We start from the raw sequence: 15,047 nt of genomic DNA, 5'->3' as shown, positions 1-15,047 counted from the left end.
ACAAACTTCTTGACACTACCTAAACGGATTGAAAATTCCTGCACAATCGCAGGATTTTTCGCGTTTTGGTTATTTTTCGCCCGAAAAAACTGCATTTTTGCAGCTTTGTTCTTTTACAGGGGTTCATCTACCGGATGCCAGCGGCCGCTGAGCCGGAGTAAAGCAAGCAATTTCGGGACTGGCGGCAGTTCGCAGCGGGATTAGAGCGAGCGAAAAAGACTCTGGAGTTCGCCAAGGGGTACCAGCAGGGATGGAGCGAGCGAAAAAGACTCTGGAGTTCGCCAAGGGGTGCCAGCAGGGATGGAGCGAGCGAATAAGGCACTGGAGGTTCGCAATGGGGTACCCGGCGGGGGTGGGAGCGAACGATTAAACCCTGGAACTGCGCAATCGGGCGCACGGCGGTCGGGTGGGCGAGGTCGAATAGAGCCCTGGGCGATAGTATCGTCCTCAGACGACGGAGTCGCTTTTCTTACTGTTCTATAAAATCAATGGAGAGCCGGGCATTTGGCAGGGAGCTTGTATCTTCGTCAGGACTTGGCGGAAAAAAGACAAATTCGGATAACACAGTAGTACAATATAAACATTGTTAAATTTCGTTTATCCGCTATAATGGGTGGAGAATCCAGCTAGATCATCTGCGCCGTAAGCAGCCAGATCGCAAGGAAGAGAGGTGCTGCCGGTCGTTGAGCGGAACATGGCCGAAGGTTGTCTGTTTTTTGTCTTTAAGTGAGGCGAAGTGAAGCGCAAACGTGTGTAACCGTTTTACAGATTTAACCTACAGGAGGCTTCCCTAATGGATAAAATCAAAGTCGCCGTCATCGGTTGCGGATCGATTGCAAACGGTTCTCATATCCCGGCTTATATGGCGAATCCGTCTGCGGAGATCAAATATTTTTGCGACATTCGGCTTGAGCGGGCCGAGCAGGCAGTGAAAAAGAACGGCTGCGGTCAGGCGATAGCCGATTACCGCGTCATTCTGGACGATCCCGAAATCGAAGCGGTGTCGATTTGCACGCCGAACGACGGCCACGCGCCGATCACGATCGATTGCTTGCGCGCGGGGAAAAACGTGCTCTGCGAAAAACCGGCCGCCCGTACATACAGCGAGGCGCTGGAAATGCAAAAAGTCCAGCACGAAACCGGAAAAATTCTCAATATCGGCGTTGTGAACCGCTTCAATTCGGGCGTCAACCTGATCAAGCAGATCATTGACGACGGCGAACTGGGCGAGTTGTATCACGTCTATGTCAGCTTCCGTGCGCACCGTTCCATCCCGGGACTGGGCGGGGCATTCACGACAAAAGCGATAGCCGGAGGCGGCGCGCTGATCGACTGGGGCGTCCATTTCCTCGACATCGTCATGTACTGTACCGGCGATCCGAAGCCGAAAACGGTCAGCGGCCAAGCCTACTGCAAGCTGGGACGCGATATGCGGAACTATGCCTATGTCGACATGTGGGCCGGTCCGCCGGACTACAACGGAACGTATGACGTCGACGATTTCGTCACTGCCATGATCCGGACGGAAGGACCGTCTATTACGCTTAACGGCGCATGGGCGCAAAATATCGGGGAATCCGAAATGTATATCGATTTTCTTGGCGACAAAGGCGGCATCCGTCTTCAATACGGTTCCGATTTCAAGCTGTACAGCGCGAAAAACGGCGTGCTGCTGGAGACGAAGCCGAAGTTCAAATCGGTCAACATGTTCCAGAACGAAATCGACAGTTTTCTGAGATCGGTTCGCACGGGCGAGAAGCTGCCGTCCCATATCGATTCGGCCATTCTTACATCCCAAATTATTCAGGGCATTTATGATTCGTCCGATCAGGGCAGAGAAATCAGTTTCGTGTAACGGTAGAGAAAAGACAGAGGGAAGGCAGAGGAAAGGTAGAGGAAAGGCAGGGACCGGCTCATGAAAACGATCGGTTTTATCGACTACTATCTCGATGAGTGGCATGCCAATCAGTATCCCGCCTGGATTGCGAACGCGACCGGCGGCGCCATGCGGGTTGCTTATGCTTACGGAAAGAAGGATGCGGATGGCGGCAAGACGAACGTCGAATGGGCAGCGGAAAAAGGCGTCGAGCTGCTCGATTCGATCGAAGCGGTCGTAGAGAAAAGCGACTATCTGATCGTCCTCTCCCCCGATCATCCGGATCAGCATGAGGAATTGGCGGAGCTTCCGCTCCGTTCCGGCAAACGGACGTATATCGACAAAACGTTTGCGCCCGACCGGGCGGCTGCGCTCCGTCTGTTCGAGCTGGCCGACAAGCACGGAACGCCCCTCTTTTCCTCCTCCGCCCTGCGCTTTGCGTCGGAGTATGCGGCGGCCGAGAAACAAGGCATAGACAGTATTTACAGCTCGGGACCGGGGCGTCTCGACAATTATTCGATTCATCAGATCGAACCGATCGTCATGCTGATGGGAGCGGGAGCCGATCGGGTGATGTACACCGGCACAGGAAAATTTCCCGCTTTGCTGATCGGCTATCCGGACGGAAGGCAGGCATCCGTTCAGCACGGCGGCTGGGAATGTCCGTTCCATCTGACGCTGAATTACGACAACGGGCATTCCGCTGTTCTGAAACCGGAGTCAGACTTTTTCCAGCTGTTTATCCGCCAGCTGACCGCGTTTTTCGAGACGGGTGAAGTGCCGGTGAATCCGTCCGAGACGGTGGAAATTATCAGCATTATCGAGCAGTCCCTGAAAGCGGTCCATACGCCGCATCAATGGGTCAAACTGCCGTCCTAGACGATGAATCGGAAGAAATATTCGGGTTGCCGCTTTCATTTTGACCATTCTTTTTTCGAACAACCGCTGCAGTTCGGCGCAATCGAGCTGTATCAGATCGGCGAATTGTGCTGCGAGTGCGGTTATGAAATCGGCCCGCACGAGCAGATTTGCCATGAACTCAGCTATATCGTTTCGGGAGAAGGTTATTTTACGATTGGCGGCAACCGTCTCAAAGTCGGGGAAGGGGACATTATTTTTAATCCGGCCGGCAGCACGCACGCGATCGAAGCGGATTCGTCCAGCATGCTCCGCTACATTTATATGGGGTTCCGCATAAGCGCCGATGCGGATGAAGCGTTTGCCCGCATCAACAGCTTTTTCGAGTCGGCGCCTTATTTTCGTTCCAAAGATACGCATAATGTTTTGATTCCGTTTTTGCGAAATATCGACGAATTTTATTCGCGCGACCCTTATTCTCATGTTATGATCCGCAACTATTTCGAGGAAATTATCATTTTGACGTACCGGACGTTTGCCGCGAAAAATGCGGACGCGCCGCGTTATACGCCTCGAAAGGCGACGTATTCCGTCGGTTTTGCCGTCTATTCGGTCATCCGGTATGTGGAGAACCATATTTTCGAGTTGAAGTCGATCCGCGCGATGGCCGACGAGCTCGGATACAGCTATACGTACTTGTCCCATGTTTTTAAAGACAAAACCGGCATGACGCTGCAGCGCTATATTAATTATAAAAAAATCGAGAAAGCTTTGGAAATGCTGAAGTACGGCGATATTCCGATCAAGCAGGTAGCCCGGCGGCTCAATTACGAGACGCTGCAATCGTTCAGCAAGGCGTTCACGCGCATTATGGGCTATCCGCCTTCCCGTTACGCCGCGCAGCAGCGCGGACGGGAAGCGGAGGAACAGTCGTCGGCTAACGGTTGAATCCGTCCGCGCGAATATAAAGGCCGCCCCGGCAGATGCCCCGGAGCGGCCTTTCGCTTTCGGTCACAAGTAGATTTCGCAAACTTCGAGCGACCGATCGATGCTCAAGTCGACGAACCGGTCGTCCAAGCGAATGAGCGGCCGGAAAAAATCGGAAGGATGAGTCATGACGATAATGCCCGTTTCACCGGAGGACAGCTTTACCCGTTTGCCGATAAAGTTCGGGATCATATGGCGGATAAACGTATGCGTCGTGTGCGCATCCAGCTCTTCGAAGCTCATACGGTGCAGTTCCTGCAAGACGTACAGCAGATCGCGCTTTTGCTGATAAACCCGTGCGGATATCATAGCGCTGTATACATCGGCAACGGCGATGATTTTGGCATACGGATGAATATCCGCCCCATGAAGTCCGTGCGGGTAACCGGTGCCGTTCATTCGTTCATGATGCTGCAGCGCACAGATCGCCAGATCGTCTTGTCCGATGTACGACGATCGAATGATGTCGTAGCCGTAAACCGTATGCTGCTTGACTCGTTCGAACTCTTCCTCCGTCAGACGCCCGGGCTTGTTCAAAATTTCCGCTTCGATCCGGCTCTTGCCGATATCGTGCAGAAACCCCGCTTTGCCGATGCGCGCCGCTTCCTTCTCCGGATAACCGAGCCAAGTCGCCAAATAATGAGAGATCATACCGACCTGAACGGAATGCTGGTAAGTATAGGCGTCTTTCGTATTGGCAAGCAGAAGAATGGAAACGATGTCCCGCTCCATCTGAAATTGCTCGACGAACGGAAGAAACGTTTGTTCGACCTGCTCGTCATCGATCATCCCGTTTTGCAGCGCTTTCATAAACAGTTGCTCGGTTTCCCGGACCGATTGCTCATACACCGGTTGGACGGCCGGCAGCCATTTCGGATTGAGGTCCGACTCCAGCGTTCTCCCCGGAGGCTGTTCATCCGGCCGAGATTCGATATTGACGTAGTCGATTTGATGCTGAAACAGTCTGGAAATTTCATACTCGCCCAGCACCGTTCCTTTGGACAGCACATGAAGACCGTAGCCGTTAAATGTGTCGTTCGTTAATCGGTCACCGTTCCTCAATTCCGTCACATGTACTCTCATCCGCGACACCTCTGATCGGAAGTTCTGCTTGTTCGCCATCTAGTTCTATGGTAGCAACAATCCTTTCAATTTACAATAAGAGGATAAAGTGTTTTTTTGCGCCAATGCGGTCGAAGCTGCGCCATAGGGGGCGAAAGCTTCAGCTCCGGTCGAAGCTGCGCCAAAGGGGCGGAGCTTCAGACGCCGAGAAGCTCCGCATAGACGCTGCGGGCGACGGCCGGGTCGTCGGTTCCTTGTATGAGCGCCCTGCCGTCCGGGAACAGGATGAAAGTTAACGTCTCGCGCACACGCAGCTTTACAAGGTACGGATTGCGTTCGACCGGTCCGGCCAATGCCAGACGGGCCGCCAAGCCGTCGAGGCTTAGCTGCGGACGTCCGGGCGGAATAATTTGCACCGTTTGTTTGCCGCACAATCGGGTGGACGCATGAACACCGCCGCCCTCCAACATCTCGAACCGGCGCAAGGCGCAAGTAGGGCAGTCGCCGCGCTTGCCCGTATTTGCTGCCAGCGGCATCCAGCCGTTCGTCCACACATCGACTTGGACGAGCTCCTTGCGCATCGCTTGCCGGTTTCCGGACAACCATTTGAGCGCTTCGGCCGCCTGCAGCGATCCCACGATGTCGACGACGGGCGAAAACACGCCCGCGGTTTCGCAAGTGTCCAGATCGCCGGCCGCGGGCAGTTCCGGAAACAGGCAGCGCAAGCAAGGCGTTTCGCCGGGAACGAACGTCATCGTCATGCCGCCGCTGCCGACCGCGCCGCCATAAATCCACGGAATGCCGTTCTTCACGCTGTACTCGTTGATCAAATAACGTACGGTCATATTGTCGGTTCCGTCCAGAATGAGCGGATAGCCGCCGAGCAGTTCTTCGGCATTGGCGGCGGACAGGTCGGCGGAGACCGGCTCGATCGCGACGGCGCGATTGACCGCTCTCAGATGTGCGGCGGCCGCTTCCGCCTTCGGCATCGTGCGGCGCACATCCTCTTCGTTATAGAGCGTTTGGCGCTGAAGGTTGCTCCATTCCACGATATCCCGGTCGATCAGGCGCAGCCTGCCGACGCCGGACCGGACAAGATGCTGGGCGATGACGGAGCCGAGGGCGCCCAGGCCGACGATAACGGCGGAGCTGTCCGCAAGGCGGCGCTGGCCGTCAGATCCGATGGGCGCGAAACGGATTTGCCTGGCGTACCGGTCTTCCGCCGAAGGCTGCATACCGGCCGCGGTCATCGCTGTCCGCCCCCTGTTTCGTCCGGACCGGGAGACAGCGGATTCCAGCCTCCCTGCTGGTGCCCGACCCATTCCGATCCGTCCTCCCATATTTCTTTCTTCCAGATCGGCACGATTTGCTTCAACCGCTCGATCGCATACCGGCTGGCCTCGTAGCAGTCGGCGCGGTGCGGCGTGGAGACGGCGATGACGACGCTGATGCCGCCGATTTCGACGGGGCCGATGCGATGCGCGATGGCGCAGCGCGCGCCCGGCCAGCGATCGTTCAACTCGCCGGCGATCTGCCGCATCGTCATGACGGCCATCGGTTCGTAGGCTTCGTATTCCAGGCGAAGCGTCCGCTTGCCGTTCGTCCATTCGCGCGTCGTTCCGACGAAAACGAGCGACGCGCCGTGTTCCGGCGCGATAACGCGGGAGACGACATCTTCGACGACGAGCGGCTCGCGCGTGACGAGAAAGCGCGAATCGCCGGATGAGCGGTCCGCTTCGTCCGCGGCTGATTCGCCGCCTGAGACAGGCGGCAGAAGCGCCAGTTCGTCCCGTGCGGAAACGCGGGCGTCATCGGCTGCATAGGCACGATTGCATGCGACGAAGGAAAGCCGAATCAGTCCTTCGTGGTCCGGATGAAGCTCGGCGAGCAGCCGTTTCAGTTCTCCGGCCGTCATGACCTCGCGCGGATCGGCGAACGTAATTTCATCCGCTCCGATCCGCTCCGGCAAGCCGGCGAACAGGCGGATTTTCCATTCGTATGTCATGGCTAACGACCTCTTCTGCATGAGATATGGATGCTGTTTCAGCATACCATAATCGTTCTAAAAATGTTATGCTAAGAAGACGGAAAGGGGGCGTCGCCATGCTGCGGGACCGATTCGGAAGAGTACATGATTATTTGCGGATTTCCGTCACCGACCGCTGCAATTTGCGCTGCATGTACTGCATGCCGGAGGAAGGGATGGCCTTTGCCGATTCCGCCGAGCTGCTTACATACGACGAAATCGCAGAGGTGGTGTCCGTTGCCGCCGAGCTCGGCATTCGCAAGCTGCGAATTACGGGCGGCGAGCCGCTGGTCCGTCCCGGATTGGACGGACTGATCCGGCGTCTTGCGAGCATTCCGGGCATACGGGATATCGCCCTGACGACCAACGGGCTGCTGCTCGGCCGGGCGGCGGCTTCGCTCAAGGCCGCCGGGTTGAACCGCGTCAATATTAGTTTGGACACGCTGGATCCCGCCCGTTTTCGGCTCATCGCCCGGAACGGCGAATTGAAGCGTGTGCTGGAAAGCATCGAAGCGGCGGCCGATGCCGGCCTGACACCGATCAAATTAAACTGCGTGCTGCTGCGGGGCATTAACGAGGACGAAATCCCGGCGTTTTTACGTCTTGCCTACGAGCGGCCGCTTCATATCCGGTTTATCGAATATATGCCGATCGGACATGACGACGAAAACTGGAAAAACCACTACTTGCCGCTTGGCCGGGTGCTGGAGGTGGCGGAAGCGGAAGGCTACCGGCTGTTCCCGATCCGCGAGCGGACGGCGAGCGGCCCTTCGGAGGATTACGGCCTGGAAGGCGGGGCCGGCTCGCTTGGCTTGATCCACCCGGTAAGCGACCAGTTTTGCCGCCGCTGCAACAGATTGAGGCTGACAGCGGACGGCCATCTGAAGCCTTGCCTGTACTGGGTCGACGAATTGAATGTCCGGCCTGCGATCGGCGATCGCGAGGCGTTGAAGGCGGTGTTTGGCCGGGCGGTCGATATCAAGCCGGAAAATCATGAGATGGCCGCCAAGCTGTTCGGCGGCGCGCAAAGCCATAAGCCGACGGAGCGGCGCATGTCGCAAATCGGAGGTTGAGAGAGCGATGGAACGAACGGTGCGAACGATACGGATACGGCACGAGGACATCGGCGAGGAACTGACGGACGCCGAAGCAATGGCCGCTCTCGCCGGGGAGACGTTCCCGATTCGCGAACGGGTGCCGGAGGCGGCGGGCGAGGCGTTCGATTGGCTCTCCTGGTATGCGGCCTGGCGCGCAGCGCGCGGGTTGACGGCCGGCGATGCCGGGCCGACTCATCTGAAGCTGGAGGCGGCGGACGGCTTCGAGGCGATCGTCCCATGGGAACAGCTAAGCGGCGCCGCAGTCGTATTCGCAATGGACGGCGGTCCGCTCGCCAAAAACGGACCGCTTCGATTCTATGTGCCGAACGGGACGAGCAAATGCTTGAACGTGAAGCAAGTCATCGGAATTTCGATAGAGCGCGACCGAAATTTCCGCGGCGAGGCGTCCTACGGATTCAAAACGACCTTCCAGCCGGAGGAGCTTCGCAAAGGTGTCTGATGAGTAAAGGCCGAATGGACCAAGGGGGCGAATGGAAACCAGATGCGGCGAACGTTGAACGAATCCATGAAAGTGCTGCTGCTGCACAGCAACGACATTCATAGCCGGCTGGAGCAGGCTGCCAAAATGGCGGGATATATCGCCGATCAGCGCCGCGTATACGGCAGCGATCGCGTACTGGTTGTCGATTGCGGCGACCATATGGATCGCATGCGCCTGGAGACGGAAGGCAGCGACGGATTGGTTAACATCGAGCTGTTGAACGCTGCCGGCTACGAAGCGTTCGTCCCCGGCAACAACGAAGGGCTGACCTATCCGATGGGCAGTCTGGCCGAATCGCTCGGCAAGCGGGCGCGATTTGCCGTGCTTGGCGCGAATATGCGCGTAATGGCAACGGGCGAGCGCCCGGAATGGCTGCAGCCGGGTACGATCGTGAAGAAGGGCGGCTTGTCCATCGGATTGATCGGGGTGACGGCCGCCTTCGCCGATTTCTACAAGCTGCTTGGCTGGCAGGTGACCGATCCGCTCGAAGCGGTAAGGGAGCAAGTGCGGGCGATGAGGTCTCATACGGACGTGCTTGTCGTCATGTCGCATCTCGGCTTGCCGCTCGATCGGCGCATGGCCGAGGAGATCGAAGGGATCGACCTGATCCTCGGCGGACATACCCACCATCTGCTGGAGGAGCCGCTTGTCGTCGGCCGTACGACGATATGCGCCGCCGGCAAGTTCGGCGAGCGCATCGGGCGCGTGGAGATCGGCCTGGATCCGGCCGGTTCGCGCCCGGTTTTCCGGGCGGAATGCGTCCCGGTCGCCGCATTCCCGGAAGACGCGGCAGCTGCCGGCATTATCGGCAGCTACCGCGAGGCGGGCGAGCGCCGCCTGAGCCGGGTTATCGCCCGGCTCGACGCGCCGCTGCCCGCCAGCACCGAGCGGGAATCGCCGCTCGGCAACCTGCTCGCCGCCGGATTGCGCCGCCACGCCGATGCCGAGATCGGCATCGTCAATGCGGGGCAATTGCTCGGCGGCCTCGCCAAGGGCGACGTGACGGCGGGGCAGCTTCACGCCCTCTGTCCGTCGCCGATCAATCCCTGCCGCATGAAGCTGGCAGGGAGCCTCATTCGGCAAGCGCTGGAGGAATCGCTGCTTGACGAATTTACGGCGATGCCGATTCGCGGCTTCGGTTTCCGCGGCGAAGTGCTCGGCGCGCTTGCCGTGGACGGCCTGGACATCGTATACGACCCCGACGGACCGGATTACGGGAAGATACGCTCCATCTCCGTCAACGGCAGCCCGTTCGACGAACGCCGCCAGTATGTCGTCGGCACGATCGACATGTTCACGTTCGGCGTCGGGTACAAATCGCTGCGCGAAGGCCGGGAAATCCGCTATTATTTGCCGGAGTTCATTCGGGACATTGTGGCGGATTGTCTCGGCGACCCCGATTTGATTAGCCGCTGCAGGCAAAAACGTTGGAAAGCCGTCGGGACGTAGCGCAATCGTTCGATAAAATATTCAAAACGTACTCACAATACTTGCCTGGCTTTCCGATGTCAATGATATAGGTAAGGAGACAGTCACGGGAAGGATACTGCTTCTATGCGCTTGGTGCCCACATCGATGTGCAGGCCGGGAATGAAACTGGCCAAAAAAATTTTTTCACAGGACGGTCTTGTCCTTCTGGGTGAAAATGTCGAATTAACGGAGCGAATCATTGCGCGTTTGACGGAGCTGGGGATCCAATTCGTCTATATCGCGGACGCCCGCACGGCGGATGTCGTGCTGCCCGAATTGATCAGCGAAGATACGATGCGGGTAGCGCTGACGGAGATCCGCACGAACTTCCGTGAAATGATGGAACGGCCGAACCGGCGAAGCGCGAAGCCCCGTATTTTTATCGACAAGCCGTTTCGGCAAATGATGAATATGGTCATCGACGATCTGTTAAGCCGGCGGGATGCGATGGTCATGCTGATGAATATGAGCACGGTCGACCATTACTTGTATCAGCATTCGTTAAACGTATGCGTCTATACGACGCTTCTCGGCATCGCCCACGGCTACTCGCGCGACGAGCTGATGACGCTCGGTCTCGGAGCGCTGCTGCACGATATCGGCAAAACCCGAATCGACCCCGGCGTGCTGAAAAAAAACGGATCGCTCACCTCCGAGGAATACGAAGAGATCAAGCGGCATGCCGAGCTCGGTTATCTGATCCTGAAGGACGAGCCCAATATTCCGCTGCTGGCGGCACACTGCGCCTATCAGCATCACGAGCGTCTGGACGGCAGCGGATATCCGCGGGGGCTGAAGGGCGACGAGATTCAGGAATTCGCCAAATGGGTCGGTCTGGTCGACTCCTACGATGCGATGACGACCAACCGCATATACCGTTCGCCGATGCTGCCCCACCATGCGATGGAGCAGTTGTACGCGGGCAGCGGCTCGCTCTATGAGCAAAGGATGCTCCAGCTGTTTCGCGATAAAGTGGCCATCTATCCGATCGGTCTTAGCGTCAAGCTGCATACGGGCGAATCCGGCGTCGTCGTCGGCATCCATTCCTCCTGCCCGCATCGCCCCGTCGTGCGGGTGCTGTATAACGAAGCCGGCGAAGCGCTGAAAATTCCGTACGAGAAAGATTTGTCCCGGCAATTGTCGGTCATGATCGTCGGCGTCGACGATCGGGCGCAATCGGACGCCTTGGCCGCTACGGCCGATTGAGCGAAAAATGATGCAGCTTATTTTGGTTCGATACGGAATAAGCTGCTTTTTCGTCTCTATGGCGCGACTGTGCGGGAAACGCATATTTGCTTCATCCATCTCGTAACATTACAATAGTGAAAACAGGTTTTTTCAGAAAGGTAGACAGGTGCGACAAAGTTGATGAATAAAGTGAAAGACAGTCGTCAAACGCACGGCTTGCCCCGGTTGTCGCCGGCATACGATCCGTGGGACCCGATTAGGTCGTTGCATGCTTACGGCAGACATCGGCTGACAAGCGTGGAAATGACCGTGTCCAATTTATGCAATATGCGCTGCGAGCACTGTGCGGTCGGCGATACGCTCGTGTTGGCCGAGCCTTCCAAAATCCCGCTCTCGCTTATGCTGCGCAGGCTGGACGAGGTCGAGCATCTGGAGACGATCAGCATTACGGGCGGCGAGCCTTCCTTCTCGGAACGGACCGTCCGCGAATATATTGTGCCGTTGCTGAAATATGCCCGCGACCGCGGCGTCCGGTCGCAAATCAACTCCAACGTGACGCTTGACTACAGCCGCTACGATATGATGGCGCCTTATCTGGACGTTATGCATATCTCCTTCAATTACACGACGGCGGACGATTTCCATCAGGTCGGCTTCGCGCGCTCCGGTCATCCGGTGTCCCGGGAGACGGCGGTGCGGCTGTACGAACGTATGATCGAGAATGCGCGGCGCCTGGCGGAAGCGGGCGTGTTTGTCTCCGCGGAATCGATGATCAACTATCGGACGCATGAGAAAATCGCCGATATCCATCGGCTCATCGTCGAGATGGGATGCAAGAGGCACGAGGTGCATCCGATGTACCCGAGCTCCTTCGCGCAAAACTTGCCGATGCTGTCGCGGGCTGAGATGCGCGCGGCGATCGAACGGCTTCTGGATGCCCGCGACCGCTCCGTATGGATGCTGTTCGGCACGCTTCCGTTCTACGCTTGCAGCGAAGAAGAAGCGGACCGGAAGCTGCTGTCCCGGCTTGCTCAAGAGCCGAACGTTACGGTGCGCAACGATCCCGACGGACGCAACCGTCTGAATGTCAATCTGTTTACGGGCGAGTTGTTCGTCACCGATTTTGCGGACATTCCTGCGTTCGGCAACATTGCGGACGAGAAGCTCGAAGAGGCGTTCGAGCGCTGGCTCCATCACCCTCTTGCCCTCAGCGTGAATTGCCACTGCAAGGCCGCGTCATGCTGCGGGCCGAATCTGCTGGTGAAAAACATGTATTACCGGGACGTCGATTTTACCCGCCGCCGCGCCCGCCTGTAGCGGACGGGGAGCGGTTTTACGGGAAGACAAGCGATCATTGCAATCGGACGGATCCGGCGGAATGCCCGGCGCCGGCGAACGGAAAGCCGGGTCGGGACCTTCCGCCCATAAAAGAGGGGGACTGGCAGGATGCCCTTAAAGACCGCTTTAACCCTTGCAGCCGGGTTAGTGTTCTTATATTTGCTTTTTACGGTGGGCGCGCCTTTTTTGCTGGCGCTGGTCGTGGCGATTTTTCTCGAACCGCTCAATCAGATGTTTATGAACCGGCTGAAGATGAAGCGGCTGGCGGCTTCCGTCGTGTCGAGCAGCATTTTCACCTTGCTGCTGCTCGGGCTGATCGCCATCGTCGGCGTCAAGCTGGTGGCCGAGCTGGTCGCGTTCTGGGAGAAGGTGCCGGCATTTTTCGAAAATCTCAACAAGTATATGGACCAGATAACGGAGAATGCCAAATCGCTCTATGCTGGCTTGCCTCCCGATACGATCGAGCAGGTGGAAAACTGGCTGTCCACACTTTCGCAATCGGCCGTATCCCTGGTCAAGAGCTTGTCCAATTCAATTATCGCATTTGCGTCCGGCATCCCCGGCATGTTTATTTTCTTCATCGTGTTCCTCGTCGCCGTGTATATGTTCAGCTTCAGTCTGCCGACGATGAAAAGCTCTTTTTTGTCGCTTTTTGAAGAAACGTCCCGAGGACAGGTGGACGAAGTGCTGACCAATCTGCGAAAGTCGATATTCGGCTTTCTTCGCTCACAGCTCATCCTGAGCGCGATGACCTACGCGATTACGTTCGCCGGGCTGATCGCGTTGAACTTGAAATATCCGCTGGCCATCGCCCTTCTCGTCGTTATCGTCGACATCCTGCCCATCCTCGGAACCGGCTCGGTGCTTGTGCCGTGGGCGACCTATATGATATTGACCGGCGACTTGGTTACGGGGATCGGTCTTATCGTCCTGTTTCTCGTCATTACGGTGTTCCGTCGGATTGTCGAGCCGAAGGTGCTCGGCGATTCGGTCGGCATCGGCTCCCTGTCGGCGTTGATCAGCCTGTACGTCGGCTTCAAGCTGGTCGGCGTGATCGGCGTTTTTCTCGGTCCGCTCGTCGTCATTATTTATATGGCGGCCCGCCGCGCCGGGTTGTTCCGCATCCAGATCAAACTGTAAGGCCGCCCGATATCGCTCGTTAGCCCGCGTTCACCCGCTGTCCGAGCGAATTGCGCGGCTCCGGCGCCTGCATCCATGTTTATGATCGAAACCTCTTTCGCTGTCGTTCTCGCGAGCGGCTGCGAATGAGGTTTTTTTAATGCATCTAACTTTTTTCTCATTGCCCGGGAAATGGACAGACATGGGGACTATGGGCGGCTGCATATAGTGTGGGTAGTGACAACATGAGTCCAAAGGAGGGACCGACTTTGAACGTGAATGAGAACGCGCTGCTGTCTCCGTCGTTTCAACCGAACCAGAACGCTCCGCACCCTTCCGTTGCCCCCGCCGCCGCAAGCCAATATCGGGAATATATGCCGTTTATCGGACCTTTCGATCCATGTCCGCCGATCCGCGTCAAAACCTATGTCGTACCGCCGAACCAGTTTATTCCGTTTCAACCGATGAATCTGCCGCAGTTTCCGCTTCACGAGGCGCTTAGACGCGGCACGCTGTGGCCGGCGCTGTACAGTCCTTACGAGGCGCAAACCTATGACAAGGGGAGGTAAAGGGAATGAAGCCGACCGTGAGCGATCAATATTATCGTCAGCTGGAAGAACTCCAGCAGGTTGATTTTGCATTGGTCGAACTGAACCTCTATCTGGACACTCACCCGAACGATATGCAGGCGCTGCAGCAGTTCAACCAGCTTGTCCAGCAGCGCCAGCAGCTCGCTTACCAGTTCGAAACGCAGTTCGGGCCGCTTCTCGGATTCGGCCACAGCTTCAGCCGTTTTCCTTGGCAGTGGAAGGAAACGCCCTGGCCGTGGCAGGTATAGGGCGCTGGCGCGGAATTGCGCGGGATAGAAGAACGTTCCGACAAATGTCGAGAGGGAGGGAATGCCGGCATGTGGGTTTATGAGAAAAAACTGCAGTATCCGGTACGCGTCAGCAAATGCGACCCGATGATGGCGAAATTTTTGATGGAGCAGTACGGGGGAGCTGACGGGGAGCTGGCTGCGGCGCTTCGTTATTTGAATCAGAGGTATACGATTCCGGATAAAGTCGTCGGGCTGTTGAATGACATCGGAACCGAAGAATTCGCCCACCTGGAAATGATTGCCACCATGGTTTACAAATTGACGAAAGACGCGTCCGTTGAGCAGTTGGAGGCTGCCGGCCTCGGCGCCCATTACGCGAACCACGACCGGGCGCTTTTCTACAGCAACGCTGCCGGCGTACCGTGGACGGCTACTTACATTCAAGCGAAAGGCGACCCGCTGGCCGACTTGTACGAGGACATCGCCGCCGAGGAAAAAGCGCGGGCCACCTATCAGTGGCTTATCGATATGACCGATGACGTCGACCTGCAGGACAGCCTCAAGTTTTTGCGCGAGCGCGAAGTTGTTCACGCTATGCGTTTCAAAGAAGCGGTGGAGATCATCAAAGCCGACCAGGAGACGAAAAAAGTGTTTTGATTTGCCTGCGGGCAGCGGACAGGAACGGCGTGTCAACTCATTTAAAA

At 57.1% G+C, this 15,047-nt stretch carries 15 protein-coding genes; 12 read left to right on the top strand and 3 right to left on the bottom strand.

What is annotated here, in order from left to right; translation table 11 throughout:
• The first annotated feature begins 793 nt into the window (after positions 1 to 793).
• Genes ABEV74_RS00450 through ABEV74_RS00440 form a run of 3 tightly spaced genes read left to right on the top strand, consistent with a single transcriptional unit; the run spans position 794 to position 3,682 of the window.
• Positions 794 to 1,855, top strand: a complete 1,062-nt coding sequence (locus ABEV74_RS00450) for a Gfo/Idh/MocA family protein (RefSeq protein ID WP_062491690.1) — start codon at positions 794 to 796, stop codon at positions 1,853 to 1,855.
• 60 nt (positions 1,856 to 1,915) lie between these two features.
• The gene (locus tag ABEV74_RS00445) at positions 1,916 to 2,755 is read left to right on the top strand and encodes a Gfo/Idh/MocA family oxidoreductase (RefSeq protein ID WP_062491692.1); all 840 of its coding nucleotides are present in this window, start codon (positions 1,916 to 1,918) and stop codon (positions 2,753 to 2,755) included.
• Between the two features lie 3 nt (positions 2,756 to 2,758).
• Positions 2,759 to 3,682 carry a helix-turn-helix domain-containing protein gene (locus ABEV74_RS00440; RefSeq protein ID WP_062491694.1) on the top strand — a complete coding sequence of 308 codons (924 nt, stop codon included), beginning with the start codon at positions 2,759 to 2,761 and terminating at the stop codon, positions 3,680 to 3,682.
• Positions 3,683 to 3,745: 63 nt separating this feature from the next.
• On the opposite strand, the gene ABEV74_RS00435 is transcribed toward ABEV74_RS00440, so the two are convergent.
• The 3 genes from ABEV74_RS00435 to ABEV74_RS00425 form a co-directional block, all read right to left on the bottom strand.
• Positions 3,746 to 4,804, bottom strand: a complete 1,059-nt coding sequence (locus ABEV74_RS00435; RefSeq protein WP_430142730.1) for an HD-GYP domain-containing protein — start codon at positions 4,802 to 4,804, stop codon at positions 3,746 to 3,748.
• 176 nt (positions 4,805 to 4,980) lie between these two features.
• A complete protein-coding gene (locus ABEV74_RS00430) occupies positions 4,981 to 6,033 on the bottom strand; it encodes a ThiF family adenylyltransferase (protein WP_430142728.1) in 1,053 nt (350 codons plus the stop codon).
• Positions 6,030 to 6,788: a molybdenum cofactor biosynthesis protein gene (locus ABEV74_RS00425; RefSeq protein ID WP_430142726.1), complete on the bottom strand. Its 759-nt coding sequence runs from the start codon at positions 6,786 to 6,788 to the stop codon at positions 6,030 to 6,032. The genes ABEV74_RS00430 and ABEV74_RS00425 overlap by 4 nt, the downstream gene beginning before the upstream one ends.
• 98 nt (positions 6,789 to 6,886) lie before the next feature.
• Between ABEV74_RS00425 and moaA the strand changes: the two genes are divergently transcribed.
• From moaA to ABEV74_RS00380, 9 genes are all read left to right on the top strand, one after another.
• Positions 6,887 to 7,882 (top strand): GTP 3',8-cyclase MoaA, encoded by a 996-nt coding sequence (gene moaA / locus ABEV74_RS00420; RefSeq protein ID WP_062491701.1) that lies wholly within the window; start codon positions 6,887 to 6,889, stop codon positions 7,880 to 7,882.
• A 7-nt stretch (positions 7,883 to 7,889) separates the two neighbouring features.
• Positions 7,890 to 8,366 (top strand): hypothetical protein, encoded by a 477-nt coding sequence (locus ABEV74_RS00415; protein WP_430142724.1) that lies wholly within the window; start codon positions 7,890 to 7,892, stop codon positions 8,364 to 8,366.
• A gap of 42 nt (positions 8,367 to 8,408) precedes the next feature.
• Positions 8,409 to 9,857, top strand: a complete 1,449-nt coding sequence (locus ABEV74_RS00410; protein WP_430142722.1) for a bifunctional metallophosphatase/5'-nucleotidase — start codon at positions 8,409 to 8,411, stop codon at positions 9,855 to 9,857.
• Positions 9,858 to 9,962: 105 nt separating this feature from the next.
• Complete coding sequence (locus tag ABEV74_RS00405) at positions 9,963 to 11,084, top strand: HD-GYP domain-containing protein (RefSeq protein WP_430142721.1); 1,122 nt, start codon at positions 9,963 to 9,965, stop codon at positions 11,082 to 11,084.
• 162 nt (positions 11,085 to 11,246) lie between these two features.
• Positions 11,247 to 12,383, top strand: coding sequence for a radical SAM/CxCxxxxC motif protein YfkAB (yfkAB, locus tag ABEV74_RS00400; protein WP_213530602.1), 1,137 nt, complete (start codon positions 11,247 to 11,249; stop codon positions 12,381 to 12,383).
• Positions 12,384 to 12,512: 129 nt separating this feature from the next.
• Positions 12,513 to 13,544, top strand: a complete 1,032-nt coding sequence (gene ytvI, locus ABEV74_RS00395; RefSeq protein WP_062491711.1) for a sporulation integral membrane protein YtvI — start codon at positions 12,513 to 12,515, stop codon at positions 13,542 to 13,544.
• Between the two features lie 353 nt (positions 13,545 to 13,897).
• Positions 13,898 to 14,092 carry a spore coat associated protein CotJA gene (locus ABEV74_RS00390; protein ID WP_062496615.1) on the top strand — a complete coding sequence of 65 codons (195 nt, stop codon included), beginning with the start codon at positions 13,898 to 13,900 and terminating at the stop codon, positions 14,090 to 14,092.
• 5 nt (positions 14,093 to 14,097) lie between these two features.
• Entirely contained in the window at positions 14,098 to 14,361 is a 264-nt protein-coding gene (locus ABEV74_RS00385) for a spore coat protein CotJB (RefSeq protein WP_062491714.1), read from the top strand.
• A 69-nt stretch (positions 14,362 to 14,430) separates the two neighbouring features.
• Positions 14,431 to 15,000 (top strand): manganese catalase family protein, encoded by a 570-nt coding sequence (locus tag ABEV74_RS00380; RefSeq protein ID WP_430142718.1) that lies wholly within the window; start codon positions 14,431 to 14,433, stop codon positions 14,998 to 15,000.
• Positions 15,001 to 15,047: the final 47 nt, after the last annotated feature.

The sequence above is a fragment of the Paenibacillus cisolokensis genome (assembly GCF_050481165.1).
GTDB lineage: Bacteria > Bacillota > Bacilli > Paenibacillales > Paenibacillaceae > Paenibacillus_AH > Paenibacillus_AH cisolokensis.
Note: the sequence above shows the minus strand (reverse complement) of the source record. Positions and strands in the feature narration are given on the sequence as shown.